21 protein-coding genes and 1 tRNA gene are annotated in these 25,296 nt (G+C 68.1%); 7 read left to right on the top strand and 15 right to left on the bottom strand.

The window, feature by feature from the left end:
- Positions 1–390: 390 nt before the first annotated feature.
- From HHL15_RS05720 to HHL15_RS05710, 3 genes are read left to right on the top strand one after another with little or no spacing between them, the layout of a single operon-like run.
- Positions 391–1,296, top strand: a complete 906-nt coding sequence (locus HHL15_RS05720; protein ID WP_206198610.1) for a DMT family transporter — start codon at positions 391–393, stop codon at positions 1,294–1,296.
- Positions 1,297–1,324: 28 nt separating this feature from the next.
- On the top strand, positions 1,325–1,798 hold the full coding sequence (locus HHL15_RS05715; RefSeq protein ID WP_169144867.1) for an SRPBCC family protein: 474 nt from the start codon (positions 1,325–1,327) through the stop codon (positions 1,796–1,798).
- A 54-nt stretch (positions 1,799–1,852) separates the two neighbouring features.
- Positions 1,853–2,986 carry a pyridoxal-phosphate-dependent aminotransferase family protein gene (locus tag HHL15_RS05710; protein WP_169144866.1) on the top strand — a complete coding sequence of 378 codons (1,134 nt, stop codon included), beginning with the start codon at positions 1,853–1,855 and terminating at the stop codon, positions 2,984–2,986.
- Positions 2,987–3,023: 37 nt separating this feature from the next.
- On the opposite strand, the gene pbpC is transcribed toward HHL15_RS05710, so the two are convergent.
- From pbpC to HHL15_RS05685, 5 genes are all read right to left on the bottom strand, one after another.
- A complete protein-coding gene (pbpC, locus tag HHL15_RS05705; protein WP_169144865.1) occupies positions 3,024–5,345 on the bottom strand; it encodes a penicillin-binding protein 1C in 2,322 nt (773 codons plus the stop codon).
- 42 nt (positions 5,346–5,387) lie between these two features.
- Positions 5,388–6,263, bottom strand: coding sequence for a CPBP family intramembrane glutamic endopeptidase (locus HHL15_RS05700; protein ID WP_169144864.1), 876 nt, complete (start codon positions 6,261–6,263; stop codon positions 5,388–5,390).
- A 14-nt stretch (positions 6,264–6,277) separates the two neighbouring features.
- The gene (locus HHL15_RS05695) at positions 6,278–11,416 is read right to left on the bottom strand and encodes an alpha-2-macroglobulin family protein (protein WP_328824994.1); all 5,139 of its coding nucleotides are present in this window, start codon (positions 11,414–11,416) and stop codon (positions 6,278–6,280) included.
- A 101-nt stretch (positions 11,417–11,517) separates the two neighbouring features.
- A complete protein-coding gene (locus HHL15_RS05690) occupies positions 11,518–11,787 on the bottom strand; it encodes a hypothetical protein (RefSeq protein ID WP_169144862.1) in 270 nt (89 codons plus the stop codon).
- Between the two features lie 92 nt (positions 11,788–11,879).
- Complete coding sequence (locus HHL15_RS05685; protein ID WP_169144861.1) at positions 11,880–12,143, bottom strand: ComEA family DNA-binding protein; 264 nt, start codon at positions 12,141–12,143, stop codon at positions 11,880–11,882.
- 156 nt (positions 12,144–12,299) lie between these two features.
- Here HHL15_RS05685 and HHL15_RS05680 point away from each other — a divergent pair, with 156 nt between their 5' ends.
- The 4 genes from HHL15_RS05680 to HHL15_RS05665 all read left to right on the top strand — a co-directional run bounded on the left by HHL15_RS05680 (position 12,300) and on the right by HHL15_RS05665 (position 16,956).
- A complete protein-coding gene (locus tag HHL15_RS05680) occupies positions 12,300–12,494 on the top strand; it encodes a hypothetical protein (RefSeq protein WP_169144667.1) in 195 nt (64 codons plus the stop codon).
- Positions 12,495–12,599: 105 nt separating this feature from the next.
- Positions 12,600–14,408 (top strand): GspE/PulE family protein, encoded by a 1,809-nt coding sequence (locus HHL15_RS05675; RefSeq protein ID WP_169144860.1) that lies wholly within the window; start codon positions 12,600–12,602, stop codon positions 14,406–14,408.
- 121 nt (positions 14,409–14,529) lie between these two features.
- On the top strand, positions 14,530–15,945 hold the full coding sequence (locus HHL15_RS05670) for an NYN domain-containing protein (protein WP_169144859.1): 1,416 nt from the start codon (positions 14,530–14,532) through the stop codon (positions 15,943–15,945).
- A 102-nt stretch (positions 15,946–16,047) separates the two neighbouring features.
- Positions 16,048–16,956 (top strand): DMT family transporter, encoded by a 909-nt coding sequence (locus HHL15_RS05665; protein WP_169144858.1) that lies wholly within the window; start codon positions 16,048–16,050, stop codon positions 16,954–16,956.
- On the opposite strand, the gene HHL15_RS05660 is transcribed toward HHL15_RS05665, so the two are convergent.
- From HHL15_RS05660 to fdxH, 10 genes are all read right to left on the bottom strand, one after another.
- Positions 16,944–17,561 carry a glutathione S-transferase family protein gene (locus tag HHL15_RS05660; protein ID WP_169144857.1) on the bottom strand — a complete coding sequence of 206 codons (618 nt, stop codon included), beginning with the start codon at positions 17,559–17,561 and terminating at the stop codon, positions 16,944–16,946. The two genes, HHL15_RS05665 and HHL15_RS05660, sit on opposite strands and share 13 nt — an antisense overlap.
- Before the next feature lie 143 nt (positions 17,562–17,704).
- A complete protein-coding gene (gene mobA / locus HHL15_RS05655) occupies positions 17,705–18,301 on the bottom strand; it encodes a molybdenum cofactor guanylyltransferase MobA (protein ID WP_169144856.1) in 597 nt (198 codons plus the stop codon).
- 13 nt (positions 18,302–18,314) lie between these two features.
- Positions 18,315–18,707, bottom strand: coding sequence for a DsrE family protein (locus HHL15_RS05650; RefSeq protein WP_206198609.1), 393 nt, complete (start codon positions 18,705–18,707; stop codon positions 18,315–18,317).
- Positions 18,697–19,173 (bottom strand): glycine cleavage system protein H, encoded by a 477-nt coding sequence (locus HHL15_RS05645; protein ID WP_169144854.1) that lies wholly within the window; start codon positions 19,171–19,173, stop codon positions 18,697–18,699. Before HHL15_RS05645 ends, HHL15_RS05650 begins: the two co-directional genes overlap by 11 nt.
- A 33-nt stretch (positions 19,174–19,206) precedes the next feature.
- A tRNA-Sec gene (locus tag HHL15_RS05640) sits at positions 19,207–19,303 on the bottom strand.
- A 42-nt stretch (positions 19,304–19,345) separates the two neighbouring features.
- Positions 19,346–21,280, bottom strand: coding sequence for a selenocysteine-specific translation elongation factor (gene selB, locus HHL15_RS05635; protein ID WP_169144853.1), 1,935 nt, complete (start codon positions 21,278–21,280; stop codon positions 19,346–19,348).
- A complete protein-coding gene (selA, locus tag HHL15_RS05630; RefSeq protein WP_235943242.1) occupies positions 21,274–22,701 on the bottom strand; it encodes an L-seryl-tRNA(Sec) selenium transferase in 1,428 nt (475 codons plus the stop codon). The genes selB and selA overlap by 7 nt, the downstream gene beginning before the upstream one ends.
- 13 nt (positions 22,702–22,714) lie before the next feature.
- On the bottom strand, positions 22,715–23,647 hold the full coding sequence (gene fdhE / locus HHL15_RS05625) for a formate dehydrogenase accessory protein FdhE (RefSeq protein ID WP_169144852.1): 933 nt from the start codon (positions 23,645–23,647) through the stop codon (positions 22,715–22,717).
- 118 nt (positions 23,648–23,765) lie between these two features.
- Positions 23,766–24,392 (bottom strand): formate dehydrogenase subunit gamma, encoded by a 627-nt coding sequence (locus tag HHL15_RS05620; RefSeq protein WP_169144851.1) that lies wholly within the window; start codon positions 24,390–24,392, stop codon positions 23,766–23,768.
- Entirely contained in the window at positions 24,389–25,285 is an 897-nt protein-coding gene (fdxH, locus tag HHL15_RS05615; protein ID WP_169144850.1) for a formate dehydrogenase subunit beta, read from the bottom strand. The genes HHL15_RS05620 and fdxH overlap by 4 nt, the downstream gene beginning before the upstream one ends.
- Positions 25,286–25,296 lie beyond the last annotated feature (11 nt).

Here is a 25,296-nt window from a genome sequence, read left to right as displayed (position 1 = left end):
GGCTCCAAGGAAAGCCCTTGAGGCCCCTCATTCCAGGTTGTCCACATCAGCCATGTGCACAACTACCGTGTTAACACACGTAGAAAATGTGCACAACCCCTGAAAGACGCACAAGCCGGTAAACCATCCCCAAACTGTCCAGATCCTGTCCCGCCCTGTTTCCAGAGCTTTTTTCACGGATCAAAGCAATGATTATTAAAGGGTTAACACGGTTATCCACAGAAACAGGCCGAGCATAGTTAACGTGTACTTATATGTATACAAAACCTTATAAGAACATCCTGTCTTCAGCAGGGGCAGCCCTCCGGAAAGACATAGGGGTAGATCCCAAGCGCAGGAAAACCATTGGTCACCGATAATTCCCGACCGATCAGTCCGCAAAATGCCGCCATGCCCTTGTCGCGATTGCCCCGCAGCCTGACCCATCCCTACCTGTTGCTGACGCTCACCGTGCTGTTCTGGTCTGGCAACATGGTGGTGGGACGGGGCCTGAGGGAAGCCGTGCCGCCCATGAGCCTGGCCCTGGCCCGCTGGGTGCTGGCCCTGCTGCTGACCCTGCCCTTCGCCTGGCCACACCTTCACACCCTGCGCGGCCTGTCCCGCGGCAAGTGGGGCGTCCTGCTGGTGCTCGGGGTGCTGGGGATAGGGGCCTACAACACCCTGGCCTACCTGGCCCTGGTGCATACCACCGCGACCAACGCCGCCCTGTTGAATTCCTTCATCCCGATCGCCATCATCGCCATCACCTGGTTCATGGGACATCGGGCCACCCTGCTCGAGTCGATCGGGGTGGCCGTCTCCTTCGGTGGCGTCATGACCATCATCGGGCGGGGAGATCTGGCCGTGCTGGCGGGGTTGAGCCTGAACGTGGGCGATCTGTGGATGCTCGGTGCGGTGCTGTCGTGGGCGCTGTACACCATCGGCCTGCGCTGGCGGCCCGCTGGCTTGCACCCGATGGCCTTGCTGGCGGTGCTGACGGTGATCGGCCTGGTGGTGCTGGTGCCGCTGGCGTGGTGGGAGCTCTCCCACGGTGCGCAGCTGCATCTCAGCCCCATGTCCCTGGCCGGGGTGGCTTATACCGGGATCTTTCCGGCCTTCCTGGGCTACGTGTTCTACAACCGGGCGGTGGGCGAGGTGGGAGCCTCGAGGGGCGGGCTGTTCATCCATCTGATGCCTGCCTTCAGCACCATCCTGGCCACCGTCTTCCTCGGCGAGATCCCCCGGACCTATCATTTTTTGGGTATTGCACTGATCCTGAGTGGAATCTGGCTGACGACAGGTTTCAAGAAAGGCTAGACTCCCACCCCTAATCCGGGAGCACCCCTTGCGTTTTGAACACCTGATCGAAATCAACGATCCCCTCAACCCCCTGATCGAAAGCCTGAGCCTGGAGCAGGTGTGGGCCGGCCTGATGTACCGGGTCGAGGATCCCACGGCCTTCCTGCCGGGGCTGGACCGCTGCGAGATCCTCTTCCGTGAAGGGCAGCAGCTCGAGCGCCTGCTGCATTTCGGCCAGGCCCGGATCCGCGACACCGTCACCTTCGAGCCGGGGGAGTGGGTACGCTTCGAATCCGCGGCTACCGCCGAGCATGCGGGGGGCAGCCTGACCATCCGTATCGAACAGCCTGACGCGTTGCGGCTGTTCCTACGCTTCACCTACGAAACCTCGCTGCCGGATGGCCTGAGCTCCGATGAGGGCGTGAAAGTGTCCGAGTTCGTCAAGTCGGCCTACCGGGAATCCGACCTGGACACTGTCCGGGTCATCCGCCTGATCGCCACCGGCGGCCTTCCCCAGTGAAGGCCGGCCCCCTGTTTTCATCCTGACACCACGACAAGACCAGGAGATTCATCCATGAAGGTCGCCAATCCCGGGATCACTTCCTTCCAGCCGCCCGTCCGTACCCTGATGGGCCCTGGCCCCTCCGATGTGCCGCCGCGGGTGCTGGCCGCCCTCGCCCGTCCTACTGTCGGCCACCTGGACCCGGTCTTCGTGGGCATGATGGACGAGTTGAAGGGCCTGCTGCGTTACGCTTTCCAGACCGACAACGAGCTGACTTTCCCGGTTTCGGCGCCCGGTTCGGTGGGCATGGAAACCTGTTTCGTGAACCTGGTGATGCCGGGCGACAAGGTCATCGTCTGCATCAACGGCGTGTTCGGCCAGCGTATGGCCGAGAATGTCCGCCGGGTGGGCGGTGTGCCGGTGATCGTCGAGGATCCATGGGGCGAGCCGGTGGACCCGGCCAAGGTGGAAGAGGCCTTTGCCGCCAACCCGGACACCGCGATCTTCGCTTTCGTGCATGCGGAAACCTCCACGGGCGCCCTCTCCGACGCGGCCACCCTGGCAGCCATCGCCCGCCGCCATGGGGCGCTCACGATCATGGACTGCGTCACCTCGCTGGGCGGCGTGCCGGTGTTGCTGGACGAGTGGGGCATTGATGCGGCCTACTCGGGCAGCCAGAAATGCCTGTCCTGCACCCCGGGCCTGTCGCCGGTGAGCTTCTCGGCCGCCGCGGTGGAGCGCATCCGTAACCGCAAGACGCCCTGCCCCAGCTGGTTCCAGGACTTGAGCCTGGTGCTGGGCTACTGGAGTGGTGCCAAGCGCACCTACCACCACACGGCGCCGGTCAATCCGCTCTACGGGCTGCACGAATCCCTGGTGATGCTGGCCGAGGAAGGCCTCGAGAACGCCTGGCAGCGCCACCGTGACAACCACCTGCGCCTGCGCGCCGGCCTGGAAGCCATGGGCCTGCGTTTCGTGGTGCGGGAGGACGCCCGCCTGCCTCAGCTCAACACCGTGTGGGTGCCGGAAGGTGTGGACGAAGCGGCGGCGCGTACCCGCCTGCTCCAGGAGTTCGGCCTGGAGATCGGTGCCGGCCTGGGCGCGCTGGCTGGCCGGGTCTGGCGTATCGGCTTGATGGGGCATTCCAGCCGGGCCGCCAACATTGCCCTGTGTCTGAGTGCGCTGGAAACAGTGATCAAGGGCTGATTCCTTCCGTTTCCCGGGGCTTGTGAGCCCCGGGTTTTCAACGCACGCTCAGGCTGATCCGGTCGTAGCGACCCTGGTCGTCCAGGACCGTGATGTCGTATCGGCCAGGCTCATCCATCCGTTTCTCGAATCCTGCGGCGGCCGGCTTTCGACCGGCTGGCTGGCCGTTGACCAGCCAGATCACATCGCCGTCAGCCGTTCCGCGCACTTCCAGGTGCAGCAGCGGTGGCGTGGCGCCGGCCCGGCGCAGCACATCACCGTTGCTGGCGCCGACGATGCGCAGACCGCTTTCGGGCTGGGCCAGGTCGGCACAGGCCTTCAGCCACGGCGGAGGTAGGACCCGCTGACGCAGCTCGCTGCCCAGCCAGGGTTCCAGAACGGCGGGCCAGCGGGCCATCTCCCGGCTCTCCAGGGGGCCCCGGAAGCACTCGGGCAAGGCACGTTGCCCGGATTGCGGATCCACCAGGATGCGATAGCGTGCCTCGCCGCCGCGCAGGCGGTCCGGGAAGGTGGGCGGGCTGGCCCCGTCCAGGGTCCAGGCCAGGCGGCGCTGCTGGCAGGTGGGGTCATCATCCCCGTCCGGGGCCGCGGTACCGAGAGGCCAGCAGATGCGTTGCTGGCGGACGCCGGGCGGTGCTTCCCGCCGGGTGGGTGGGCTGCCATCCAGGGCGTTGAACAGATCCACCAGCAGTGGGGCGGCGATGTTGGCGCCGAAGAAGCCCGGATTGGGGGTACCGTCGGGGCGCCCCACCCACACGCCGATGGTCAGCCGGTCCGAGACCCCGATCGACCAGGCGTCGCGGAAGCCGAAGCTGGTGCCGGTCTTCCACGCGATGCCGCGCCGGACGCCGGCGCCGCTTTCGACAGCCCGGCCGGTGGGGCCGCCGGATTCCAGCAGATCGCGGATGATGAAGGCCGCTCCTGCCGACAGCATGCGTTGCTCCTCCACAGGCGCGTCCGGCGTGTAGCGCGGCTTGCCGGCAATGCCGCCGCGGGCGAAGGCGCTGTAGGCACCGACCAGCTGTTCCAGGCTGGTACCGGCACCGCCGAGGATCACCGCGAGATTGGGGGCGCCCCCCTTCGGAAAATCCAGTTTCAGCCCGCCCCGCCGCAGCAGGGACACGAAGCGCACCGGGTCGAGGCGTTCCAGCACCTCGACGGCCGGCACGTTGAGCGACTTGGTGAGGGCTTCGGAGACGCTGACCGGGCCGTGGAAGGATTGCTGGAAGTTGCCCGGCTGGTAGCCGCCGAAGGACTGGGGCACGTCGGCCAGCAGGGATTCGGAGTGGATCAGGCCTTCATCCAGGGCCAGGCCGTAGAGAAAGGGCTTGAGGGTGGAGCCGGGAGAGCGGGAAGCCCGCACCATGTCCACATGGCTGAAGCGCTGCTTGTCCGTGAAGTCGGCCGAGCCGGCATAGGCGCGCACCTCCAGCCTGGCGTTGTCCACCACCAGCGCGGCCATGGAAACCCGTGCCGGCAGCGCGGCGAGGCGGTCTGCCAGGAGGAGTTCGACGGTCTGCTGGGCCTGGGCGTCGATGAAGGTATCGATGCGTGTCCGCCCCGCTGCGCCGGCCCGCAGCCTCTCGGCCAGCAAGGGCGCCAGCAGGGGTTCGCGCAGGGTCTGGGCGTATGCGGGTTCCTGCAGGGCATCGGCGATCGCGGCGTCCGGCCAGCGCCCCTGCAGGCGCTGCAGGACCTTGTCGCGGGCCTGGCGGGCTGCATCGGCGTGGCGGTCGGGGCGCAGCAGCGATGGCGCCTGGGGCAGCACGACCAGCAGGGCCGCTTCGGCATGGCTCAGGCGGCGCGCCGGCTTGCCCAGGTAGGCCCGGCTGGCCGCTTCGACGCCTTCCAGCACGCCGCCCATGGGGGCGTAGTTGAGATAGAGGGTGAGGATCTCGTCCTTGGACAGGCGCGCCTCGAGCTGCAGTGCACGCAGGATCTGGCGCAGTTTTCCCGGTAGGCTGCGCGGCACCGGCTCGAGGATGCGTGCCACCTGCATGGTCAGGGTTGATCCGCCGGAGACGATGCGGCCATGGCGGATCCACTGCCCGGCGGCGCGCAGCAGGGCGGCCGGATTGACGCCGGGATGCCAGCGGAAGTAGCGATCCTCGTAGGCCAGCAAGGCCTCCCGGTACAGGGGCGAGACCTCTTCGAGGGTCACCGGATGGCGCCAGACGTGATCCCGGTCGGGAAAGGCCCGCAGGGGCGTTCCATCCTGTGCCACCACCAGCAGCGCCTGCGGTGAGTCGCGCCCCGGTAGGGGTGGCGGCAGTAGCTGGTCGATGATCAGCAGGCCCAGCAGCAGGGCCGCCAGCGTGTGGCGCAGGGGGTGGAAGGTGGGGAGCCAGCTGGAGGGCATGGTGCGTGGGCCTGAACGGGCTCTGGTGGGCTCCAGTGTGCTTCAGGGAGCCAGTCCGGGATAGGTGAAGCCGAGGAAGTGCACGGCGTTGACCGCGAAGTGGGTCAGGATCGCGGCTTCGATGCGTCGGCTGCGGGCATGGACCAGGGCGTAACCCAGTCCCGCCAGCCCGGCGATGACGGCATGAAGGACGCCTCCTCCCAGGTGGGCAGCGGCAAAAAGCACGGTACTCAGGCCTACCGGCAGGGCCGGGCCGAGGCTGGCAAAGCGGCGGTGCAGGCCTTCCTGGATGAGGCCGCGGAAGAAGGCCTCTTCGGCGACGCAGGTGAACAGCAGGTTGATGGCCAGGAAGGTGGGCGCGACGGCCGGCCATTTTGGATCCGGCACCACTCGCCCGTTCAGCCAGGCCGCGGCGAGGGTCAGCACCACGGTCAGGATGGCCAGCGGAAGGATGTCTCGCAGGCTTTGGCCGAGTTCATCGAAGCGCCTGCAGCGGGGGGCAAAGCAGGCCAGCAGGAGCAGGCCGGCAGCAGCCTTGTCGAAGCCGGCACGCAGGGTGAAGGGGGTGGCCCCCGGACTCAGGCTCAGGCCATCCGCCAGCAGCAGAGGCTGGAAACCGGGGACAAGGTGCAGGGCCAGCAGCAGGGTCAAGGTGCCCGCCAGCCACTGCGCCGCGGCTGATAGCCGGGCGTGCTGACTGGCCGCGCAGGCCAGGCCCAGGGCGGCGAGGCTGGCGAGGGCGGGAGGCGCGAGGGTGTCCCCGGCCACGCCGAGGCCGCAGGCGGCCAGGAAGAACAGGCTCCACCCCCACCTCGCCCGGCCCTGGATGGGGAGGGCCGCGGCGATGATGGCCAGGCCCAGGCAAGCGAAGGCCGCCACGGGCAGGGGAAGGAAAGGCGCGGCCGGCAGCAATGCCATTGTCGGTAAGCCGTTCAGGGAGCGGACTTGTCCTTCTCCTTGCCATCCACCACCGTCAGCGTGCGGCCGCCATCGGCCAGCCCGTAGGTGTCGGGCCGGTACATGTCCTCGGCAAACACAGGCGGGATCACGAACTTGCCGGGGGTGACCACCCGGGCCCGGTAGAACAGCTGGATCGGGCCGTCCAGGCGCAGGGCCGCGGCAAAGCGGTCGTCGCGGAACTCCACGTGCTGGATGCGCCGGTCGGCCATGGCGGCGGCTGGATCGATGCCGTCGAGGGTCACCGAACCCATTGCCTCGCCCTGGACCAGGTTGAGGTTTTCGATCTCCAGCCCGGCGGGGATGCGGTCCACCACCAGGGCATTGGCGATATGCACCTTGGGCTTGACCAGGACCCGCAACAGCACGCTTTCGCCGACCCGCAGGGGGCGCTCGCCAAGGGGTTTGCCCTGGCTGTCGAAGAGTTTCCGTTCTAGGGCGATGGCGTCGCTGCGCTCGGCCGGCATCCTCGCGGGGTGGCCGCTCACCCCGAGTTCAACGAAGAGTTTGTCGCTGTGGGTATTGCGCAGCTTTGCGCCGGCCGTGAGTCTGTCTGCGGCGAGGCTGCTCACCTGGTTGCCCGGGCCGCTCAGGGGCTGGGGCTTGTCGCCGCCCGAGGACAGCTCGGCACGCCAGGCAGCACCCTTCTCCGGGTTGCCCAGCTCGCGGCCGATCAGGAACAGGGCGAACTTCTCCTGGGTGCTGGTCCACCGGTTGCGGTCGAGTTCGGCGGCGGCCAGGGTCACCAGCGCGGCGCTGCCATCCGCCTGGATGCGGTGACGCTGGATCAGCGCGTAGGACAAGGCCGCATCGCGCAGCGGGCTGCCATAGTCGCCCCACCAGTAGCCGCTGTCGCGGGGCTTGGCGATACCCTCGGCGATGGCCACCCTGGCCCGGGCTTCATCGCCCATCAGCTTGAGGGCGATGCCGAGCTGCACCAGGGCCAGGCCCGAATGGGCCTGGGCGCGCAGTTCGTGGAGCTGGCGCAGGGTGGCCAGCGGGGCCTTCGATTCGCGGGCCAGCACGTAGGCGCCGTAGGCCAGCACGCCAAAACGGCCGCTGCCGGCGTAGCGGCGGTCGGCCCAGATGCTGCTCTCGTTGTAGGCCGGCTTGGCCGTGGGGAGGCCGGCGACGCCTTCCTGCAGGGCGCGCAACAGGAAATCGGTGGCTTTCTGCTGCACTGCCGGCGGTACGTTGAAGCCCTGCTCACGGGCATCCAGCAGGAAGTGGGTGACATAGGCCGACAGCCAGTATTCGTACTCCGAGACATTGCCCCACAGGCTGAAACCGCCGTTGGGGGCCTGCATGGCGCCGAGCCGGGCGATCGACTTCTCGAGCATGGCCGCCCGCTGCTCGCGGCTGAAGGGCTTGAGCCCGAAGCGCCGGGCCGCGTCTTCATCGACGAAGACATGCGGATAGGCGGTGCTGGTGGTCTGCTCGGCGCAGCCATAGGGATAGACCAGCAGGCCCTGGATGGCGCTGCGCACGTCGATGGGCGGCTGGTTGGAGACACTCAGGTGGGCTTCCACGGAATGTCGCAGGAAGCCGCCCAGCTCGGCATCCTTGATCACGAGGGTCTCATCCGGTGCCAGCGTGAAGCGGCGGCTGTACTGTTGCTGTGGTGTGGGAGCCTGGACCTGCAGGGCGAATTCCCGCTTCAGGGCAAGGCTGCCGCTGACCTGGACCCTGACGGCGGCAAGGCCGAAAGCGCTGCCGGCCTCGACCGGGAAGCGCAGGGTCTGCCGGCGCTGATCGGCGAGGCTGAGGGTCTGGCTGGCGTTCTGGATGCGCAGGCCGTCGGGTGAGCTGATCTCCACCTTCAGCTTCTGCTCGGCGCCGGACAGGTTGTGCAGGTCCAGGGCGACGGTGGCGCTGTCTCCGACGGTGAGGAAGCGGGGTGTGGACAACTCGGCAACCAGGGGGGCGGCCACCACCACTTCGGCCTCGGCGCTGCCGAAGCTGTCGGGGCTCGCCACCACCGCCATCAGGCGCAGGCTGCCGTTGAAGTCGGGCACCGGCAGGCTGATTTCCGCCTCGCCCTGCTCGTCCAGGCTGACCGGGCCGGAGAAGAGGTCCACCAGGCGGACTTTCTTCGGCAGGCTCTGGGTGGGCTTGGGCGCCGCGTCGCCCCCCCACTTGAGCTTGCCCTTGCGCCCGGCCATCTTCTCGATCAGCCGGCCATACACGTCGTACAGGTCGGCGCCGTAGCGCAACTTGCCGAAGAAATGCCCGTGCGGATCGGGGCTGGGGAAGCGGGTGATGTTGAGGATGCCCACGTCGACCGCCGACAGGGTCAGCATGGCTTTCTGGCCTTTGGCCGCGGGCACCCTGACCTTCACCTTGAGGGGGGTCTCGGGGAGCATCTTCTTCGGGGCCTCGAGGCTGACCGCCAGCTTCCGGTCACCCCGTTCGAGGGGCAGGTGGATGAGGCCGACGGCCCGCGCCGGGGTGATCCGGTCGCCCTCGCTGCCTGGACGCAGGACCAGCACGCTGACGTGCAGGTCGTGGCGGCGCCAGGCGGGATCGAGAGGGATGTCCACGGTCGTGCCCTCGGCGGGCATGGCGAGACGTTTGACCCACAGGGTCTTGTCGCCTTCGACGCTGACCAGCGCCTGGCCGCCGTGGGGCGGGGTGATGCTCAGGCGGGCGCTGTCGCCATCCTTGTAGGCGGGCTTGTCGAGCTTGAGGGCCACCCGGTCGGGGCGCAGCCCCTGCTCTTCGTCACCCTTGGCGCTCCAGCCGGCGTAGAAGCGGTATTTGAGGGCCTTGCCGGTTTCCGGATCACTGATCTCGAGGCGGTAGCGGCCGTACTTGACCGGCACCTCCAGCTGGCCGCGCTGGGTGGCGGTGATGGCAACGCTGCGGGTGGCGACCAGCTCGTCGGTCTCGGTGAAGCCCGAATGCCAGCCGCGCTGGTCGTCGAAGCGCCAGTAGTAGTCCCGGTTCTCACGGAACAGGCGGACCGGCAGGCTCGCACCGCGCAGCTTGCCGTCCCGGTCGGCGCGGACGACTTCGAAGCGCGCGGGGGCGTTTTCACGGGCGTAGTCCCCCTGGAACAGCGGGCGCACACCGACCAGCACGGGGGCGGGCCAGAACACCCGCTCGACCGAACGGACCACTGGGCGGCCGCCGCTTTCGAGCAGGCTCAGGGTGCTGCGGATCGTGAAAGGGGACTGGCGGCTGGAGGCGGGCTCCAGGTCGATGTCGAAGGCGGCCTTGCCGGCTTCGTCGAGGGTCGCCTCGTTCAGTTCGGCACGGCTGCGGGCGCTGTCCTCGTTGGTGTCACCGAACTCGAAACCGGGCAGGCTCTGGCCCAGGGGGTTCTTGTTGCGCTCGTACTGGACGACGCCGAGGAGCCGGTTGCCGGAGGCCGGGGCACCGTAGAGGTAGCTGCCCTGCACCTCCAGGTGGAAGGGGTGGTCCTTGTCCAGGCTGGGGTGAGCGGGCGTGAGCGTCAACTTCATGCGCTCGGGCAGGAATTCCTCCACCTGGAAGCGGTAGGTGTTGGTGGGCAGCTTGTCGGCCGGGTCGGCGCGCAGCTCGAGCACCCAGGCCCCGGTCGGCGCGTCGGCCGGGAGCTCGATGGGGCGGCGGTAGTAGCCGGCATGGCCGGCGTCGGCCTGCCAGGTGGCCGTGAACTGGGCCTTGCCGTCGGGACGCTTGAGGATCGCCTGCAGCGGCTGGGGCGGGACGGGGCGGCCGTCGGCATCCCGCGCCAGTACCGACAGGTCGAAGCGCTCGCCAGGCCGGTAGAGGTTGCGGCCGGACCAGGCGAACAGGCGCACCGCCCGCCCGGGCAGACCGGCAATGTCGAATTCGGACAGGTCCAGGGCCGGCTCGCGGGTGGCGATCAGGGACATCTGCTGCCCCTTGCGGGCCATCACGACCCGGGCGCTGGCGGGGCGTTCTGCAAAACTGGCGCGGCCGTCCGCGTCGGTCTCACCGCGGATCAGCATCTTGCCCGCTTCGTCGATCCAGCTGATCTCGACCCCCTTGAGGCCCTTGCCGTCGGTCAGGGAGCTGACATAGGCGTCGGCACTCTTGTCGAACAGGCGCAGGTGGAGACCCAGATCGCTCACGTAGAACCAGCTCACCTGGTAGTCGTAGCGGAAGCGGTTGGGCTGGCTCATCACGGCGATGTAGACGCCGGGTTCCTGGAGGGCCTTGATGTCCTCCACGGGAATGAAGGTGACGCTGCGCCGGTTGCTCTTCTGTTCGGTCAGGAAGCGGCCGGCATAGACGCTGTCGGTGAGCCCGTGCAGGCTGTCCAGCTCCCAGTTGCCGATGGCGCCGCGCAGCTTGAGGCGGCGGTTGGCGTAGTCGTAATCGTCGCCTTCCCCGTCGTCTTCATCCCTGGGGCTGGCGTCGCGGGGCTGCCGGGCGGGGCTGATGATGCGGTCGAGGAAACGCGGCAGCTGGTCGGGTTTGACCCGCAGGAACTGGATGTCCACCTCCGGCACATTGACGGTGACCACCGGCAGGCCGCCGTTCTGACGGGCGGGCAGCACGGCGCCCTGGCTGGCGAAGTAATAGGCCGGTGAGACCGTGGCCGTGCGGATCGAATAGCGGGCCTCGGCGTCCAGCTTCTGGCCACTCCTGGCGGGGAGTCCGGCAGCGATGCGGACCACGTAGCGGGTGCGCGGCTTGATGTGGGGGAAGAAGAGCAGGCGCGGATTGTCGCCGACGGTCCAGGCGCCTTTGACCAGGGTGCCGCCGTCGGTGGCGATGTCGGCGGGTGCGGTGCTGGCGACCGCGGTGGCCTTGCTGTCGGGGTCGGGGCCGCCTTCGCCATCCCCGTCTCCGCTGTCCTCTTCCTGCTGTGCCTGCTTGTCTGTCGTTGCGCCGGCTTCCGGCGGCATCTCGAAGACCTGGATCTCCGGGTCGTAGCCACGTCTGGCGTCGAGGGGCTGGCTGAAGGTCAGGGCCAGGGCTGGCGATCCGTCGAGATCCCGGTTGGCCAGCTCGATGATCCGGAAAGGGCCGTCGGTGCCGTCTTCGGCCGGCCCGGCGTCGGCCCCGTTGCGGGTGAGGTAGAGACCGGCGGCCACGGCGGCGACGAACATCACCAGGACGGAAACCAGGGCCAGGCCCCGGTGGCGGACAGGGGAAATCACGGGCGTCCTTTCAGGCACAGCCTGAGGCTGGCCAGCGAGCATGACGGAGCAATGTGACGGGCAATGTACCCGAGCCCGAGTCGCCCGAGAAGGCTTGGCTTTCAGCGATTGGCGGCTTCGGCCTCCTTGCGGCGCTGCTCGGCCTGCTGGTTGGCCGCATCGAGCTGGGTTTCGATGCGCGCCCTGGTGGCCTGGGCCTGTTCAGCCTCGTGGGCTTTGAGCTTGGCAGCTGTGGCGGCGCTGCTGCCTGCATCGCCGAGGCCACAGCCGGCGAGGGGGACCAGTAATGCTGCCAGCAGGGTTGGACGGATGACGCGGGATAGGTGGGATAGGTGAGATAGGCGGATGGAGGCAGGGAGAGAGGCAGGCATGGTGGCTCCTTGTGGCAGGACATGACGGGATTCATCCACACACTAGCGCGTGTGGCGCCTTCCGTCATGCCCCGCCAGCAATGGGTGGAGCCTTATTTCTTGGCGGGTCCCACGGTGAGCTCGTCCTTCATGCGGGCGATGCTCTTGTCGCCAAAACCCTTGATGTTCTTCAGGTCGTCGAGGCTCTTGAAGGGGCCGTTCTTGGTCCGGTAATCCACGATGGCCTGGGCTTTGGACGGGCCTATACCCTTGACGCTGTCCAGCTCGGCCACCGTGGCGGTGTTGAGGTTGACCGCCCCGAAGGCGCTGTGGATGCCGGCAAGGGCGAGGAAGAGGAAGGTACGCAGGCGCTTCATGATGTCTCCTTGTGCTTCTGGTTGTAGTGGAGATGTCATTTAACTAAATGCATAAAGCATTTTCAAGGGGGTTGGAAACATCCGGAGATGATTCCATGCGCACCGCTTTGGTCACCGGGCGTTAATCGGGTACGCATCCACCCCTGGAGTCCTTCCATGAAGACCCTGCTCTTGCTGCTCCTGCCCGCCACTCTGCTCGTAGGCTGTGTCGTCCTGCCGGTGGGACACGGGTATCGCCATGGCCATCGCCACTACGACGCGCCTCCGCCGGCGGTGGTGGTGCCGGCGCCCCGCCCGGGTTATGGCCCTGGGCCGGGCTACGGCCGTGGCTGGGATCGCCGGGGCTGGTAAGCCTGCGTAAAAGTTGCGGCCGCCGGAGGGGTTTGGGCTTATGCTCGTCGCCTGCGAACAACCCTTCCGCGGGCATGCCCGATGCGGGCGTGCCATACCTGTCCGATGCCGTCTGCCCTGCGTTCCGTTCCAACCCACGAACACCGCCTGACCCTGGCCGAGGTGCTCGACCTGCTGATGCTCGATCACTTGGTGGATCCGGCGGATGCGGATGCGCTGCGCCTGGCCCAGGGGCTGAAATCCGGCGATACCCACCCGCTGGTCGTCATCGCCGGGCAGAAGTGGGTGTCGCGCCAGGCGCCGCACCGGGTGCTGGGCCTCGAGGAGCTCACCGAGTGGCTGGCCGGCAAGCTGGAGCTGGATTACTTCCGCATCGACCCGCTGAAGATCGATTTTGCAGCCGTCACCGCCGTGATGTCCTCGGCCTACGCCACCCGTTTCGGCGTGCTGCCGGTGCAGGTGGGCTTGCGCGAGGTGGTGGTGGCGACTTCCCAGCCCTTCCTGCGGGAATGGGAGAGGGAGGTGTCCGGCATCCTCAAGAAGGAGATCCGGCGGGTCATGGCCAACCCGGCCGACGTGGCCCGCTACCTGGTGGAGTTCTACAACCTGGCCCGTTCGGTGAAGAACGCGGCCCAGAGCAGCGGCCACTCGGGTAGCCACCTGTCGTCCTTCGAGCAGTTGGTGGAGCTGGGCCAGGGCAACCGCCAGTTCGATGCCAACGACCGCCACATCGTCAATATCGTGGACTGGTTGTGGCAGTACGCCTTCGAGCAGCGCGCCAGCGACATCCACATCGAGCCGCGGCGCGACATGGGCCTGGTGCGCTTCCGCATCGACGGGGTGCTGCACCAGGTGTACCAGATGCCGATGCCGGTGCTGGTGGCCATGACCAGCCGCATCAAGATCCTCGGCCGCATGGACGTGGTCGAAAAGCGCCGCCCACAGGACGGCCGCATCAAGACCCGGGTGGCGAGCGGCAAGGAGGTGGAGCTGCGCCTGTCCACCCTGCCCACGGCCTTCGGCGAAAAGCTGGTGATGCGCATCTTCGACCCGGAGGTGCTGGTCCGCAACATGGTGGAGCTGGGCTTTTCGGAGCAGGACGAGGCGCGCTGGAAGTCCATCTCGTCCCGCCCCAATGGCATCATCCTGGTGACCGGACCGACCGGCTCGGGCAAGACCACCACGCTGTACTCGACCCTCAAGCAGCTGGCCACGCCGGAAGTGAACGTGTGCACCATCGAGGACCCGATCGAGATGGTGGAGCCGGCCTTCAACCAGATGCAGGTCCAGCAGTCGATCGAGCTGGGTTTTGCCGAGGGCGTGCGGGCACTGATGCGGCAGGACCCGGACATCATCATGGTGGGCGAGATCCGCGATCTGGAAACGGCCGAGATGGCCATCCAGGCAGCCCTCACCGGCCACCTGGTGCTGTCCACCCTGCATACCAACGACGCCCCGTCGGCCGTGACGCGGATGCTCGACCTCGGCGTACCGGCCTATCTGCTCAACGCCACCCTGCTGGGCATCATGGCCCAGCGCCTGGTGCGCATCCTGTGCCCTCATTGCAAGCAGGCGCATCCGATGACGCCGGAGCAGGAGGCCATCTGGGATCACCTGGTGACCCCCTGGAAGGCCCCGCGGCCGGCCCGCATCCACCGGGCGACGGGGTGCATCGAATGCCGCATGACCGGCTACATGGGGCGCATCGGCCTCTATGAGATCCTGCTGATGTCGCCCGAGGTTCGCCGGGCTGTGGGCGGCGAGGTGGATATCGCGCGCATACGCGACCTGGCGATCCGTGAGGGCATGAAGCCGCTGCGCCTGTCCGGGGCCCTCAAGGTGGCGGCCGGTATCACCACGCTGGAGGAAGTGGTCAAGGTCGCGCCGCCGGCGGAGAACGAAGAAGGCCGCTGACGTTCGCCGCTGCACGCATCCCGGCCTTATCCAGCCTTATCCATCCTTCTTCACGCATCGCGTGGTGGCAGACTACAATCGGCGCCATTCAGGGGCCTTGCCCCGTCATCAGGAGCCTTCCATGGCCGCATCCCCCGACAGCGTCAGCATGGCCCTGTTCTGTGACTTCGAGAACGTCGCCCTCGGCGTACGCGATGCCAAGTACGAAAAATTCGATATCAAGCTGGTGCTCGAGCGCCTCCTTCTCAAGGGCAGCATCGTGGTCAAGAAGGCCTACTGCGACTGGGAGCGCTACAAGGGCTTCAAGGCCGGCATGCACGAGGCCAATTTCGAACTGATCGAGATTCCCCACGTGCGCCAGTCGGGCAAGAATTCCGCCGACATCCGCCTCGTGGTGGACGCGTTGGACCTCTGCTACACCAAGAGCCACGTGGACACCTTCGTGATCATCAGCGGCGATTCGGATTTTTCGCCGCTGGTCTCCAAGCTGCGCGAGAACGCCAAGCAGGTGATCGGCGTGGGGGTCAAGCAATCCACCTCCGACCTGCTCATCGCCAATTGCGACGAGTTCATCTTCTACGACGACCTGGTCCGCGAGACCCGCCATGCGGCCGCCCGGCGGGAACCCAGGGAAGCCCAGCAGGCACCCCGGCGCAGCCCCGAGGAGGAGAAGCGCCGCAAGGAGGAAACCGATGCCAGGCGCAGCCGCGCGGTGGACATCGTGGCCGAGACCTTTGACGCCCTGCTGGCCGAAAGAGGCGATACCGGGAAGATCTGGGCGTCTGTGCTGAAAGAGGCGATCAAGCGCCGCAAACCGGATTTCAGCGAAACCCGCTACGGCTTCAAGGCTTTCGGCAATCTCCTCGAGGAAGCCCAGGCCCGTGGTTTGCTCGAGGTGGGGCGGGATGAAAAGTCCGGCACCTGGGTGACCCGCAGCCAGTCTGCCGGTCTGGTGAGCAGCCGCAGCGAGGCAATTCTGCTTGCCTCCGATTCCGCCGAAGCGCCGGCAGGCAGTGAGGGTTTCCAGTTGCAGCCTGCCGAGCCGCGCCGGCCGTCGCGGCGCAGTGGCCGTGGCCCCCGCAAGGGACAGGCCGAGCTGCCGATCGATGAGCTCCAGCTTCAGGCGGACGATTCTTCCGAGGCCATCGAAACCCGCATCCTCGACGAGGTGGCAGAGTCCCTGGAATCAGCAAAGGCGTCTGCCCGGGAGACGGGGCGCAAAGGGCGCGGCCGGCGCAAACCTGCCGAACCGGTGATCGAATCCAGCGCCGAGCCGGTGCCTGCCGCCGCGCCGGTCGTGGACGCTCCCCCGCCTGCCATCGCGACCCAGCCCGAAAGCCCGGCCGCTGCTGATGTCGACAGCAAGGCCGAAACCACCGCCAAGCCACGCAAGCGCAGCCCGCGCAAAAAGGCCGAGGCGGTGCAGGAAGCCGCTCCCGCCTCCCTCGAGCCGCCAGCGGCGCCAGCCGAGAATGTCGAGACGCGGCGCAAGAAGCCGAGTCGCACTCCCCGCTCCAGGAAAACCGGCGAGGCCTGAATCCGTCACCTTGACGGTTTGTGACACCGGCGGGCTGAACTTCCCTTCTGCCCGCCAGTCAGTCACCTTTGCCCTGCTCTCCGTCCGTCCGGCGGTTTCCCCATGTCTTCCCCCACTTCGTCAGCCCGCTGGGTCCCTGCCCTTGCCCTCGTAGTCCTGTCCTGTACCTGGGGTTACACCTGGGTCCTGCTAAAACAGGGCCTGATGTATGCCTCGCCGCTGGCCCTGGCCGCGCAGCGCTGCGTGGGCGGCGCGCTGGCGCTGCTGGTGGCCGTCAGGCTGATGGGCAAGTCGATGCGCCTGGTGGCGCCGTGGGAAACCGTGGTGCTGGGCCTGGTCCAGATCACCGGCTTCGTGGCCCTGCAGACCTGGGCGCTGGTGGAAGGGGGCCCCGGCAAGACGGCGGTGCTGATCTTCACCATGCCGATCTGGACGCTGCTGATGGCCTGGCCGATCCTCGGCGAGCGGGTCCGTGGCAAGCAGTGGCTGGCGGCGGCCTTCACCCTGGGGGGGCTGCTGCTGATCATCGAGCCATGGAACATGCATTCCAGCCTGTTCAGCAAGATGCTGGGCATCGGTGCTGCCATGTGCTGGGCCGTCAGCACCATCCTGATCAAGCGCCTGCGCAGCCGCGAGCCGGTGGACCTGGTGGTGCTGACCACCTGGCAGATGATCATCGGTTCGGTGCCGCTGCTGTTGCTGGCTGAGCTGGTGCCGGGGCGCAGCACCGAGTGGACCGGCCACTACATCGCCATCCTCAGCTTCCTGTCGGTGGCCAGCGTGGCCCTGTGCTGGTGGCTGTGGGTGTGGATCCTCGATCGGGTGCCGGCCTGGGAGGCCAGCCTGTCGGTGCTGGGCACCCCGGTGGTGGCCATCCTGTCGTCGCGGCTGGCCCTTGGTGAGGAGTTCAAGAGCAGCGAAGTCGCGGGCATCCTGCTGATCGGCGGCGGCCTGACCCTGCTCTCCCTGTTCGGCTGGCTGTCGAGCCGGCGGGCGGCTCAGATCCGGTAGCCCTCCTCCGCCAGCACCTGCCGCACGGCGGGCCGCTCGAGCATGCGCAGGTAGTGGGCCCTGCAGTTGGGCGGCAGGGTCATCTTCAGGTGCTCGGCCCAGAACTCCGTGTAGAAGAGCGCCGCGTCGGCAATCGAGAAGCGGTCCGCCAGGTAGTCGCGCCCGTCGAGCTGGGCATCCACCACCTCGAAGCCCCGCGCCACGATCTCCCGGCCGCGGGCCTGCACCGCTTCGTGGTCGGCGCCGTTCGGCGTGAAGGTGGAGGTGGTGAAGATGCGCGTGAAGCCCTGGCCGTGGATCGTCCCGACGGCGTAATCCATCCATTCCAGTACCCTCACCTCGCCGCCAGAATCTTCGGGGAGCAGCTTGCGTCGCGGATACTGGCGGGCCAGCCACCAGGCGATGGCCTGAAATTCGGTGATCGGGTAGCCATCGTCGAGGACCAGGGTGGGAATCGTCGACTTGGGGTTGATCGCCAGATAGTCGGGCTTGAGGTGGTCGCCAGCCGGTAGATTGACGATGTAGGCCTCGAAGACGGCGCCGACCTCTTCGAGCAGGATGTGGATGCCGGTGGAACAGGAACCGGGGGTCATGTAGAACTTCATGGGAGCGTCGTCCTGGATGGGGAGTGACTCTCCGGGAAGCAAGACAGGGACCAGGCTGGCAGTGGCTTGAACGGCGCGTTCCGCTGCCCGGGTGGCCCGATGGCAGGGCGGTTTTGTCGGCCTTGTTGTCGGCTTTCCGCCCTTCAGGACGGGCCCGGTGTCTGGCGGGCCAGTTCTTCCGGTGTGTTGATGTTGGAGAAGGCGTCCGGGCAATCGGAGAAGTCCACCACCACGTGGCGGGTTTCCCCGACCCAGCGGCGGATCTGCCGCCCCCCGCCGTCGAGGAAGGCGGCCAGCTGCGGGGCGACGCGCAGGTGGGCGAGGAGGAAGGCCGGTTCTGGCTGGCCGCCGGCGCTGGCCATGGCCACATCGGCATTGGTCGACAGGGCTGCGGCGAGCATGCGTGGGGCCAGGTCGAGGGGCAGGAAGGGGGAGTCGCAGGGGCAGGTCAGCACCCATTCGCCCTCTGTCCCGGGGGCGTGCAGGGCGGCGTCCAGGCCGGCCAGCGGCCCGACGAAACCCGGCAAACGGTCGGCCAGCACCGGCAGACCGAAGTGCGCATAGACATCGGCATTGCGGTTGGCGTTGATCATCACGCGGCCGACCTGGGGAGCCAGGCGGGCCAGTACGTGCTCGACCATTGGCCGCCCGGCGAGGGCGACGAGGCCCTTGTCCTGTCCGCCCATGCGGGTGCCGAGACCGCCGGCGAGGATGAGTCCGGTGATGGACGGGTTTGCCATTGGGGGACTCCGTTCAGAAGCTCAGGGTGCGCCAGGCCGGGTCGAGCGTGCGGCCCAGATAGGCGGCGGCGCCGGCCTGGCCGGCGAGGCCGGGGATCAGGGCGTCGCCCGCAATGCTGTGGGCGGCCAGGGCTGTCGGGCAGGCGTAGAGCCGAACGCCGAAGGCCAGCGCCTCGCGGCGGAAGTCGGCTACCGACTTGCCGCTGCCGGCGGCGGCCTCGATGCCCTCGGCCACACCCTGGCGCAGCAGCTCCACTGAGCGGGCCGTGAAGTACATCTCCACCTCCACATCCATGGCGGCGGCCGCGGCGGCGAAATAGAAAGGTGTGGCGCATAGCTCCGGTCGGCCCGGGTCGGCCGCCCAGACGAGGATGGCCAGCTTTTCGGCGCGGGCTTCAGAAGTCACGATCATCCTCGTGGAACAGCGGGGCCGAGAAGTCGGCCAGGTCGCGGAAGGCGTAGCGCTCCATGATCGCGGTGAGCGGGCCGGCAGCTTGCGGCCACGGCAGCAGGAGCTCAGGGGCCGGTGGCTGCAAGGCCTGCAGTTCGACCAGCCAGGCCGCAAAGGGGGCGCGGTTCATGGCCCGGGCCGAGGGGTCGAGGCCGGCATTGGCCTGCACCAGGCGGGCGGCGAAGGGCGTCTTGACCGGGAACACGGTCTTGCCGGCTTCCAGCAGGCCGAAACCGCGTCCGGCGTCCAGTTCGACACCGCAGGGTTTGGGAGTGAACAGCAGGATCTCGCCGGACAGGGCGATGCCGAAGCGGGTTACACCAACCCGGTAACGCCCGTCATCCAGGGGAGCGAACCACAGGTGGCTGTCCGGGTGGTAGAGCAGGTCGTCCGGGAATTCGCAGCCGCGCAGCTGGGCCATGGGGTGCTCTGCAGGAGAGGTGGCAAAAGAAGGTGGCGGAAGAGAATGGGAGTCGAACCCACCAGGAACCGTTTGACGGCCCCTCCTGGTTTTGAAGACCAGTCGCCCCACCGGGGGTCGTGTCCCTTCCGTTAAATAAATGCACGTTTAGCGTATTTTAACGCATTTGTTGTCAATTAACCGGGAGTTCGCCTCTTATCCGGTGTTGCTCACCATGGCCGTGGCCCAGTTTGCGAGTAAAGCCGACCCGGTCGAAATATTCGAGGATCTGGATCGCCCGCTTGCGGCCCAGGCCTGTGCGGTCGCGGAAGTCGGCGGCCCGGATGGCGCCGTGTTCGGCCATCAGCTCGTTGGCGATGGTGCCCAGGCGGCGGACCGCCGCGGGTGTATAGAACAGGTCGCGCACCACCTGGCAGGTTTCGCCGCGGGTGGCCAGGCGTTTGAGCAGGTCGCGGGTGAGGGCCTCGGGTTGGCCCAGGCGGGTGGCGATGTCGCGCACCCAGGGGGGCTCGAAGCCGGCGTCCTGCAGCCAGGGCAGCAGGGTGTCGGCCAGCCGGCGGTCGCGGGCGTCGAGTTCGACCTTGTGGTCGGGCAGGTGCCAGGCGCTGCCACTACGCGCCAGCAAGCCTTCGCCGAGCCATCGTGCAAGCCAGTCGGTGAAGGCGGCAGCGGGAGCCTGAGGGGCGACCATGCGGCGCAGGCGGTCCCGCTCCAGGCCCGGTTCGTCGCCGTGCTGGGCGTGATGTTCGGCCAGGCGGGCGGTGACGCGGCGGGCCAGGATGAGCAGCGGCTGGTGGCCGATCAGCCAGTCGGCCCTGTCGGTCAGGTGGAAGGCGCCAGCGGGCAGCAGGGCGAGCAGATCGGCGCTGCGGCGGTTCTCTGCGACGGCCAGCTGAGCCAGATCGAGGCCGAGGGGGGCCTGCCCGAGCAGCGCCTGCAGGCGCCCGGCCGGGTCGGTCAGGGCCTGGGCGGCCAGGATGGCGAGGCGCTCCGGGTGGCGGCGCTGGCGCGTCGGGCCGAAGGGGTCGAGGATGCGTCCGCCGCCCAGGGTGTGGCGGCCGTGGCTGTCCCGCAGCACGACCAGGTCGCCGCGGCAGGCGTGCAGGGGTGCGTCGGCCACCACCTGGGCCAGGCTGCGCCTGCCCGGCGGCAGGCCGCTCTTCTCGAGGCTGGCATCGAGCAGGGCGACGCGGCCGGGCAGGTGGCGGGTGCCATGGTGGATCTGCACCACCGCGCCGTGGGCCAGAGCCCTGGGGGCATCGATGGCCAGCTGCAGGTCGATGTCCAGCCGGGTGACGGGCAGCACCTGGCCCGCCCCGCTGAGCCAGTCGCCGCGTTTCACCTGGTCCACCGACAGGCCGGCCAGGTTCAGGGCACAGCGCTGCCCCGCCCTGCCCTGTTCGGCCTTGCGGTTCTGCACATGCAGGCTGCGCACCCGGGCGGTGGTGCCGGCGGGGGCGACGATGACGGTGTCGCCCACTGCAATCTGCCCCGCATGCACACTGCCGGCGACGATGGTGCCGGCGCCGGGAAGGGTGAACACCCGGTCCACGGCGAGGCGGAACCCACCCTCGCCGGCGGGCTGCGGCAGGCTGCGGGCAACGTCGAAGAGGTGGTCGCGCAGCACAGCCACGCCTTCTCCGGTGATCGCCGACAGCGGAAATATGGGGGCACCGGCCAGGTTCGTCGGGGCCAGCAGCGCGGCGATTTCATGGCTTACCCGGGCGAGCCGTTCCGGGCTGGCCCGGTCGGCCTTGGTGAGGGCCACGGCACCGCGACCCAGGCCGAGCAGCTCGAGGATCTGCAGGTGCTCGCGGGTCTGCGGCATGAGGCCGTCGTCGGCAGCCACCACCAGCAGGGCGAAATCCACGCCGCTGGCGCCGGCCAGCATGGTCGGCACGAACTTCTCGTGGCCGGGTACATCGACGAAGCCGATCACCTGCTCCGGTGTATCGTTCATCCCGGGCTGCGGCAGGTAGGCGTAGCCCAGCTCGATGGTGATGCCGCGCCGCTTTTCCTCGGGCAGGCGGTCGGTGTCCACCCCGGTGAGGGCGCGGACCAGGGTGGTCTTGCCGTGGTCGATGTGCCCGGCGGTGCCGATCAGCATGGCTTGAAGCCCTGGGCCAACTGGGCAGCGAAGCTGGCCTCGTCGGCGGCCGGCAGGCAGCGCAGGTCCAGGTGCAGGGCGTTGTCGGCGATGCGCCCGATGACCGGTACAGGCAGGCCGCGCAGGGCGGCCTCGAGCTTGTTGAGCACGCCGCTCTTGCGGCCCTGGGGGCGGAACACCAGCCCGGCGGAGGGCAGGCGGTCCACCGGCAGGCTGCCGGAGCCGATCTGCGACAGCATGGGCTCGATGCTCACCGTGAGGGGCCAACCGGCCAGGGCGGCGGTGACGCAGGCCTGCAGGCGTTCGGCCTGGGCCAGCATCTCGTCGCGGGGGCGGGTCAGCAGGCGCAGGGTGGTGAGGCGCTCGGCCAGGGTGTCCGGGTCCCGGTAGAGGCGCAGCACGGCCTCCAGGCCGGCCAGGGTGATCTTGCCGACGCGCAGGGCGCGCTTGAGGGGGTTCTTCTTGATCCGGGCGATCAGGTCCTTGCGGCCGACCAGGATGCCGGCCTGGGGGCCGCCAAGCAGCTTGTCGCAGGAGAAGCTGACCAGGTCGGCACCGTTGGCGATGGCTTCGCGGGGGGTGGGCTCATGGGGCAGGCCCCAGCGCTCCAGGTCGGTGAGGGTGCCGCTGCCCAGGTCTTCGACGAAGGGCAGGCCGCGGGCATGGGCGATGCGTGCCATGTCGGCCTGGGCGACGCTGGCGGTGAAGCCTTCGATGGCGTAGTTGCTGGTGTGGATCTTCATCAGCAGGCCGGTTCGCGGCCCGATGGCGTCCTCGAAGTCCCGGGGGTGGGTGCGGTTGGTGCAGCCGACTTCGACCAGGCGGGCGCCGGCCCGCTTCATGATGTCGGGGACCCGGAAGGCGCCGCCGATCTCGACCAGTTCGCCGCGCGAGACGATGACCTCCTTGCGCTGGGCCAGGGTGTTGAGGAGCAGGAAGACGGCGGCGGCGTTGTTGTTGACCACGGTGGCGGCCTCGGCGCCGGTGAGCTCCTGCAGCAGGGCATTGACCACGTCGTCCCGGTCGCCGCGGCCGCCCGTATCCACGTCGTATTCCAGTGCGCAGGGGGAGCGGGCGGCGGCCACCATGGCGGCGATGGCTTCTTCGGGCAGCACGGCGCGGCCGAGGTTGGTGTGCAGCACGGTGCCGGTGAGGTTGAAGACACGCTTGAGCCGCGGGCTGGCGCGGGCCGCCAGGTGACTTTCGGCGGCGGCGAGAAGGGCTTGGCTGTCAGGAGCCGGTCGGCCCTCGCCGATGCCGCTGCGGGCCTCGGCCAGCACCTGGCGCAGGGCCTGCGTGGCTTCGCTCCGCCCGTGGCTTTCGATCAGGCCGGGAGCGGCAGCGAGCAGGCGGTCTAGACTGGGCAGGGCGCGGTAGGCGGTGCTGTCGTCGGACGTGGTGCCATGGACCATGGACGCCATCGTGGGGAGTCTCCTAGGGGGTGAACAGGAAGAGGTTGCGACCGGCGCGGTGGAAGCCGGCTTCATCCACCAGCATGTCGAGGGTGAGGGTGGCCAGGTCGTCGGCGAAGGCGTCCACGAAGGGATCCTTCTCCATCGACACGATCTTGAGGCTGGCGTGGCATTCGGGGCAGGTCTCGGCCTTGACCCCCGGATTGAGGGCGCCCTCCTCGCCTTCCAGGGCCTGGTAGGCGATGCCCTTGGTGTTGTGGCAGAGCACGCACTTGATCCGGGTCACGTGCCATTCGCAGGCGCACAGGCTGCAGGTGGCGTAGCGCACGCCGTGGCCGGCTTCGCCGATGCGCACGATGGAGGCCACCGGGTGGGAGCCGCAGGCCGGGCACAGGCTGTCTTCGAAGCCGGCCGGGATGTCGTGTTCGGCAAGGGCCAGGGCGCGGGCCGTCCAGGTGACCTGCAGGGCCGCACCCACCAGCGGGGCGAGGGCCAGTTCGATGACGGTGTCGGGGTTCTCGTCGCAGCGCAGGATGCCACGGGCCAGGTCGTCGAGGGCGCTGCGGCCGAGGCCCGGCACGCTCATCAGGGCGGACTGGAGGACTGGCGGCGACCAGGGTTCCAGGCGGGCGACGAGTTGGGTGAAAGCATCGAACCAGGCCTCGGGCAGTTCGGCGCCCTGGGCGTCGAGGGGCGGCATGCCATGCTGGCGGCAGCGCTTGAGGGTGTCTGCGTCGGGGCGGGGCGCAAGCGGGATGAGGCGCTCGAGCTCCTGTTGCTGGGCATCAGCGATGCGCGCGCAGAAGAGCAGGAAGTCACCCATGGCATGGCCGCCGGCCAGGGCGCGCAGGCGTTCGGCCCGCTGGCTGAAGACGCGCCCGGCGGGCAGGCGGTTGGGGCTGACATCGCCGGGGGCCTGGGTGGCGATTTCTTCCGGGGAGAGCAAGGGTTGCATGGCGTTCCAAAAAGGGCCGGGGCCGTCATGCGGCCCCGATGAACCGGTGATCGGGAATCGATCGGGTGAGGCACCCGCCCGCGCCGGGCCGGCGCAGGCGGGGGATCCCCGGATTGTGCTACTTGCCGGTCACCTGGCGATACCAGGCCCGGTGATGCTGCTTGGCCCAGGCGCGGGTCACGGTGCCATAGAGCATGGCCCGGATGGTGCCGCGGACCCAGATGGCGGCATACACGTGCACGATGATGGCGATGATCATCACCGCTGCGAAGGCCGCATGCAAGACCGCGCCGAGGCGGATCACGCCGATCGGGAAGTAGTGGGAGAAGTACGCCCGCCAGATGATGATGCCCGAGACGAAGAGCACCAGCATGGCCAGGCCGAGGAACCAGAACAGCAGCTTCTGGCCCCCGTTGTACTTGCCCATCTCCGGCATGTTGTGGTCGTCGCCGTCCACCATCTCCTTCGCTCGCTTGACCCATTCCCAGTCGGTGTCGCCCATCTGGTTGAGGTGCTTGAAGCGGAAGAACATGAGCACGAAGAACAGCATCATGACCACCCCGACGAAGGGGTGCAGGATGCGCGTCCACACCCCGCCGCCGAACAGGCCGGTGAGGGGAAACAGGGCCGGGTGGAAGAGCGCCAGGCCGGACAGGGCGAGGAGGATGAAGCAGATGCCCACGACCCAGTGGTTGGCCCTTTCGGACGCGTTGTAGCGTTGCAGGTCGGACGGATCGCGGATCATTTTTCGGCCTCCAGTTCCTTTTCGACTTCGGCTTCAACCTCTTTGGACACTTCGTTCGGGCCCTTCATCACATAGTGGAAGAGGCCTCCCAGCGCCGCGGCGGCGATGCCGGCCATGGCGAGGGGTTTGGCGAAGCCCTTCCACAGGGAGACGGTGGGCGCGATCGTCGGGTCGTCGGGCAGGCCGCTGTACAGGCTCGGCTTGTCGGCGTGGTTGAGCACGTACATGACGTGCGTGCCGCCCACCCCGGCCGGGTCGTACAGGCCGGCGTTCTTGAAGCCGCGCTCCTTCAGCTCGGTGACCCGCTCCTCGGCCAGCTCCTTCATGTCCTCCTTGGAGCCGAAGCTGATGCTGCCGGTGGGGCAGACCTTGACGCAGGCCGGCTCCAGGCCGACCGCGACGCGGTCGGAGCAGAGCGTGCACTTGTAGGCCTTGCTGTCCTTCTTGGAGATGCGCGGTACGTTGAAGGGGCAGCCAGTCACGCAGTAGCCGCAGCCGATGCAGTTTTCCTGGTGGAAATCCACGATCCCGTTGGCGTACTTGATGATGGCGCCCGGCGCCGGGCAGGCCTTGAGGCAGCCCGGGTCCTCGCAGTGCATGCAGCCGTCCTTGCGGATCAGCCACTCGAGGCCCTTTTCCTCCGATTCGACCTCGGCGTAGCGCATCACCGTCCAGCTCTGGTCGGTCATGTCGGTCGGGTTGTCGTAGGTGCCGCCGCAAGTCCCCACTTCGTCCCGCAGGTCGTTCCACTGCATGCACGCCACCTGGCAGGCCTTGCAGCCGATGCACTTGGAGACGTCGATGAGCTTGGCGACCTCGAGGGTCTTGCGCGCCTGGGGGGGCTCGGTCGTGGTGGCCGAGCGCTTGGCGATATCCAGTGATTGCAGTGCCATGGCGATCTCTC

It is taken from the genome of Zoogloea dura (assembly GCF_012927165.1).
In the GTDB taxonomy this organism is placed as follows: domain Bacteria; phylum Pseudomonadota; class Gammaproteobacteria; order Burkholderiales; family Rhodocyclaceae; genus Zoogloea; species Zoogloea dura.
This window is presented reverse-complemented; position numbering and strand designations above follow the sequence as displayed.